This is a genomic window from uncultured Tepidimonas sp., assembly GCF_938045175.1.
GTDB lineage: Bacteria > Pseudomonadota > Gammaproteobacteria > Burkholderiales > Burkholderiaceae_C > Tepidimonas.
In genome coordinates, this window is sequence record NZ_CALIND010000008.1 from 1 (window position 1) to 5,740 (window position 5,740).

4 protein-coding genes are annotated in these 5,740 nt (G+C 70.1%); 1 reads left to right on the forward strand and 3 read right to left on the reverse strand.

Translation table 11 applies throughout. The features are described from left to right. Positions 1-190: RidA family protein (locus tag Q0716_RS00545; protein WP_299018534.1), on the reverse strand; the 190-nt coding region annotated here is incomplete at its 3' end. Positions 191-239: 49 nt separating this feature from the next. Further along, positions 240-1,133 (reverse strand): transglutaminase family protein, encoded by an 894-nt coding sequence (locus Q0716_RS00550; RefSeq protein ID WP_299018536.1) that lies wholly within the window; start codon positions 1,131-1,133, stop codon positions 240-242. Between the two features lie 77 nt (positions 1,134-1,210). Between Q0716_RS00550 and Q0716_RS00555 the strand changes: the two genes are divergently transcribed. Then, complete coding sequence (locus Q0716_RS00555; RefSeq protein ID WP_299018538.1) at positions 1,211-3,637, forward strand: DNA internalization-related competence protein ComEC/Rec2; 2,427 nt, start codon at positions 1,211-1,213, stop codon at positions 3,635-3,637. Here the strand turns inward: Q0716_RS00555 and Q0716_RS00560 are convergent. Further along, a complete protein-coding gene (locus tag Q0716_RS00560) occupies positions 3,610-5,502 on the reverse strand; it encodes a phosphodiesterase (RefSeq protein ID WP_299018540.1) in 1,893 nt (630 codons plus the stop codon). The two genes, Q0716_RS00555 and Q0716_RS00560, sit on opposite strands and share 28 nt — an antisense overlap. Between the last annotated feature and the right edge of the window lie 238 nt (positions 5,503-5,740).

Here is a 5,740-nt window from a genome sequence, read left to right on the forward strand (position 1 = left end):
CGGCCTGGCCCTCTTCGGTGGTCATGGTCAGACCCAGCTGGCCCACCCAAGGTTTGCCGTCGCGTTTGGCGATGTGGCCGCTCAAAAAGACCAGCCGACCCGTTTGGACGAAAGGCACGTAAGCCGCAGCGGGAACCGCCACGGGGGGCAGGGTCAGCCCGAGGTGTTGCAGGCGGGTGTAAACACTCATGTGTGGTACTCCTTCGCCGCCCGATTCTAGTCACCCGCACTGCCACGGGTCATGGTCTGGCGGCGGTGACGCTGACCGCGACCTCCAGCGTGTGCGCGCCGCCACCCTGTAGCGTGCCGCGCAGTGGCGAGACGTCGCCGTAGTCCCGGCCAAACGCCAAGGTGACGAAACCCTCATCCGGTCGGTCCCAGCCCCAGCGGTGGTTGGTGGGGTCGAGGTGAAACCAGCGCCCCGCATGGGGGACGGCCACCCAAGCGTGCGACGCATCGGCCCCCAGCAGCCGCGGCTGGCCAGGTGGCGGTTCGTTCCAGACGTAGCCGCTGACATACCGTGCCGGCAAGCCCAGCGCGCGCAGCGCCGCGATCATCACGTGCGCGTAGTCCTGGCACACGCCCGCACGCTGGCGAAACGCCTGCAGCGGCGGGGTATCGACCCGCGTGCTGCCGGGGGCATACGTCCAGTCGCGGTGCAGCCGCGTGGCCAGATCGCGGCAGCCATCTAACCAGCCGCCCCCCGGGACGAGGCTTTGCAGCGTGTAGGCGCGCAACGCTGGGTCGCCCAGTGCGTCAGGCCCCACATGTGGCGAAGCCATCGTGTACGGCTGCAGCACGCGGGAGGTGGCATCCGCGCCGCGCTGCAGCTGGTGCTGCAGCGCTTCCCACGGCTGATCATCGGTCGGTTGGGCGGGCGGCTGGGTTTCGACCATCGACTCGGCCAGCACGTCCAGCTCGGTGTGGGGCTGCGCGATGGCAAAGTGGGTGCGGCGGTTGCCGTAGGCGTCGATGTCGTCGTGCCGCTGTGCCGGTGCAGGGTCGATCTGTAGGGTGTGCGACAGTCGTCGCTGCCCGAAGCCGTCGCGGGGGCACAACATGGCCACATGTTGCGACGACACCACGGGGTGTTCGTACCGGTAGCGGGTCAGGTGGCGGATGTGCAGACGCATGCCCGCGATAATGCCGCAAACCGCCCACGGTGCCAGCGCGCTGCGGGGCCTGGCGGTTGACCAGAGGGGAGGGTGTCGTGGAGGCGTCACCGTGGTGGGGCGTGCGTCGGCTGTGGGTGCCCGCGTTGCTGGGCTGGGTCGCGGGTACCCTAGCGCAGCTGGCACAACCGGCCCTGTGGCCTTTGCTTGCCTACGGCGCGGTAGCGGCAGTGGGGGCGGTCTTGCTGGCGCTGGCGATCGGGCGAGGGCGCCAATCACGCTGGCCCACCGTCGCCGTGGGGTGCGCCGCGGCGTTGCTGGCTTTTGCCAGCACCGGCGGCCGCGCCGTGGACCACACCCAGCGGGTGTTGGCCCGGGCCTGGGATGGCGCGACGGTGCAGGCCGTCTGGCGCGTTCAAGACCTGCCGGCGCGACACGCCGACGGTGTGGTGTTCGACGCCACCCTGTTGTCTGCCCACACCCCGCAGGGAGATGCCGTGCCGATCGCCGGCGTCGTTCGCTTGACATGGCGCCTGGCGCCGGGTGGCGACTCGCGCGTGGGGCCGCCGCGCGTCATGCCGGGGCAGACGTGGCGCGGCTGGCTGCGGCTGCGGGCACCCCGGGGGTTGGCCAATCCGTACGGCTTCGATGCCGAGGCATGGCTGTGGCGCGAGGGAGTGGCCGCCACCGGCAGCGTGCTCCACAGCGGTCGCTGGGCGGCGCCGCACCCCTTGCACGATGAGCAGTGGCGCCACCCGGTCGCGCGGGCGCGCACGCTGGTGCGCGACGCGATTGTCGAGCGGTTGGCGGCGCCCAACGGCGCTGCCGCGACCGGTCTGATCGCCGCCCTGGTCACGGGTGACCAGGGGGCCATCCCGGCGGCCGACTGGGCGGCCATCCGGGCGACGGGCGTGGCGCACTTGGTCGCCATTTCCGGCCTGCATGTGACGATGTTTGCTGTGCTCGCCACGGCGGTCGTGGGGGTGGTGTGGCGCGCGGTCGGGCGCCGCTGGCCGCGGTGGCTGTTGACTTGTCCCGTGCCCGTCGCGGCGGGCGTGGGCGGGGTGGGGCTGGCGCTGGCGTATGCGCTGTTTGCGGGCTGGGGGGTACCGGCACAGCGCACGGTGACGATGCTGGCGGTGGTGGTGGCGCTGCAGCTCAGCGGTCGTCGTTGGCCGTGGCCGGCGGTCTGGCTCGCGGCCATGGCGGCGGCCCTCGCGATCGACCCTTGGGCTGTGCTGCAGCCGGGGTTTTGGTTGAGTTTCGTGGCGGTGGGGGTGCTGTTCGGCCTGGGTCCCGCCCCCGCGCCAGAGGTCAGCATGGCGGCGCGGGCATGGCAGGCGCTGCGCCAGTTGCTCACCGTGCAGGTGCTCATCACGGTGGCGCTGGCGCCGCTGACCTTGTTGTTGTTCGGACAGGTCTCGCTCGTCGGGCTGGTGGCCAATGCGGTGGCCATACCGTGGGTGACGCTGGTACTCACGCCGCTGGCCTTGGCGGGCGTGATGCTGCCCCTGCTGTGGGACTGGGCCGCGTGGCTGGCACGGGCACTGATGGTGCTGTTGCATGGGATGGCGCAATGGCCCTGGGCGGTGTGGGAGCGCCCCGCGGTGCCGCTGCCGCTGGCGGCGCTGGCGTGCCTGGGCGCGGTGCTGCTGGTGTGGCGGCTGCCCTGGCGCTGGCGCGCGTGGGGCGCGTGGTTGCTGTGGCCTGCGCTAGCGTTTCAGCCGCCCGCCCCCGCACACGGGGCGTTCGAGGTGCTGCTGCCCGATGTCGGTCAGGGCAGTGCCGCCATCGTGCGCACGGCGCGCCACACGCTGGTGTTCGACAGCGGCCCGCCGCTGGGGCGCAGCGATGCGGCCGAGCGTGTGCTGCTGCCCTGGCTGCGCGCGCTGGGCGCGCAGCCAACGGCGATCGTCATCAGTCACGACGACAGCGACCATGCCGCAGGGATGGCGACGCTGGCGCGACGGTATCCCGGCGCGCAATGGTGGGCCTCGTTCGACGCCGCCCCTCGGGTGTCGATTCCAGTGCAGCACTGCGCCGCGGGCGCCAGCTGGGAGTGGGATGGGGTGCGGTTTGTCTTTTTGCATCCACCGACACCAGAGTATGGTGCACCCGGGCCCGATGGCGACAATGCCCGCTCGTGCGTGCTGCTGGTCGGCAGCGGTGAGCAGGCCGCGTTGCTGACCGGTGATATCACGCAGGCGGAGGAAGCGGCGTTGATCGCCGCCTATCCGCACCTGCGCGCGGGCTTGCTGGTGGCGGCCCACCACGGCAGCCGCACCTCGACCAGTGCGGCGTGGCTGGACAGGCTGCAGCCGGCGGCGGTGGCCATTCAGTCGGGCTGGCGCAACCGCTATGGACACCCTCACCCAGATGTGGTGCAGCGTTTGCAGGAGCGCTCGCTCACCTGGGCCAACACGGCCACCTGTGGCGCGATTACCTGGCGCAGCGAAGCCAGCGCCAGCCTGTCGTGCGAGCGCCAGCGGGTGCGCCGCTACTGGCTGACGTCAGCGCCGGACTGAGCGGGTGCGTGTCCCCCGGCCGTCGCGGGCTCGGGCGCTTGTCCGTCCGGCGCCGCCCGCTCATCCAGCACGTAAATGCCCAGTCGGGCCTGCTTGGCGTGGTGTTTGGCAACGGCGGCGGTGTTGGCCACGTCCTCTGCGCTGCGCAGGCGGCCAGGGTGCACCACCACGACGCCGATGCTGACCGTGGTAAAGCCATGAAAGCGCATCACACCGTGCCGATCCTCGGCATGGATGCCGCCAGCCTCGATCGCCTCTTCGTCGTAAAGCTCGCGCGCCGCCTGGTTGAACTGCTGCACCGCGCGCTCGAGGCGCTCGCGCCAGTCGGGGCTTTGCATCAGCAGCACGAAATCGTCGCCGCCCACGTGGCCGATGAAGTCGCGCCGCGGATCGCACGCCTCGCTCAAGCAGCGGGCCTGGGTGCGGATCATCTCGTCGCCGCGCCAGTAACCGTAATGGTCGTTGAACGCCTTGAAGTGATTGAGGTCGGCGTAGCAGGCCGCAAACGGTGCGCCGTGTTGGTGCAGGCGCTCGATGTGTTGGGTCAGCGGCACGTTGCCCGGCAGGAAGGTCAGTGGGTTGGCGTGGCGCGCGGCCTCGATGCGCGCTTCGGTGACGCGCCGCACCAGCTGTTCACCCGTGCCCATGCCGACGTAGTGACCGTTTTCGGTGATGATGAAGCCGTCGCGCAGGTAGCGCTGGTCGGGCGACATCAGCACTTGAGTGAGCTGCTCGATGGGGGTGTGGATGTCCACGCACAACGGGTCTTTGTTGGCATGCACCCGGCACGGTCGGCGTCCGTACAGCTCGCGGAAATAGCGGTTTTGCAGCGCCAGCTCCTGCATGGTCTGGCGCGTGATCAACCCGATCGGGCGGCCTTTGTCCACGAGGGCGAACGCATGCAGGTCCGGGTGGCGTCGAAACATCGCCATCGCTTCGTCGTGGCTGGCATGGGCGTCGAGCGCCGGTGCGTCGATGAGCAGGGACCGTGCCGTCAAGCCACGATTGCCGATCTGGCGCTCCTGTGGCAGGACCGCGATCTCCCGGCTGCGCAGCACGGTGAGCGCTTCCTCCGGCACCAGGGTGCGCGGCGTGGCTTGGGGCCGCCCCAGCAGGTAGCCCTGTACCAAGGGGATACCCATGTCGCGCAGCACCATCAGTTCGTCGGTCTCTTCCACCCCCTCGGCGATGAGACGCGAGCCAAACGTTTCGGCCAGCTGCTGCAGCGCGCGCAACGTCTTGAGCTTGTGGCTCTCCAGGTGCACGTGGCGTACGAAATATTTGTCGATCTTGACGAACTCGGGCCGCAGCTCCGACCACAAGCGCAGGCTGGAGCGGCCGTCGCCAAAATCATCCAGTGCCAGGGCGGCACCGGCGGCACGCCACTCCGACAGCGCCGCCTGCACCGCGTCGACGTCGTGCACCAGTTGGTGCTCGGTCAATTCGAGCACGACGCCCGACAAGTCTCCCGCCGTCCCGCCGCCAGCATTGGCCGTCATCGTCGAGGGTTCTGCCGGGCCACCCCGCCACTGTTGCAGCGCACCGTGCACGAGCGCATCGGCGCTGAGGTTGACGAACAACTGCCCGATGCCGGGTTCCGTGCTGCGCCGTGCCAGCGCCAGTTGTACACAGGCGTGTTCCAACTCGAGCGTGCAGCCCTCGCGGCGCGCCGCTGCGAACAGGGTGTCGGGGCTGCGCCAAGCGCAGCCGGGCGGCGTGCGAACCAGCGCCTCGTGGCCCACCACCCGCCGCGCGGCCAGATCGACGATCGGCTGCACGTGCGTGTGCAGCCCACCCGCGCTCAGCAGGGCGCGCACGCTGTTGGGGTCGGGAGGCGCCGATGGTGCAGGCACGCTCAGTATCATGGGAGCACGGTTCGAAACAGACCAGCCATCACGATAATGCGCCTGGATGTCAGTTTCATGAATCAGCCGCGGCGCGCGCCGCACCGGGTCTGGCGCGGTTTTTGCTGCCGCCCCGGTGAGGTCGACCCCAAGTACGGATGAAAGAGAACCGACGGCACCCAATGCCCCGAGCGAGCCTGCGATGACGAGACTGTCCCCTGCCCCCGATGAAATGACGGCTGCCGACGGCAGCGTGCGC

Bases quoted from the DNA above. Each gene is read 5' to 3' on its own strand.
- Q0716_RS00550 (WP_299018536.1), bottom strand. From the start codon at position 1,133: ATGCGTCTGCACATCCGCCACCTGACCCGCTACCGGTACGAACACCCC.
- Q0716_RS00560 (WP_299018540.1), bottom strand. From the start codon at position 5,502: ATGATACTGAGCGTGCCTGCACCATCGGCGCCTCCCGACCCCAACAGC.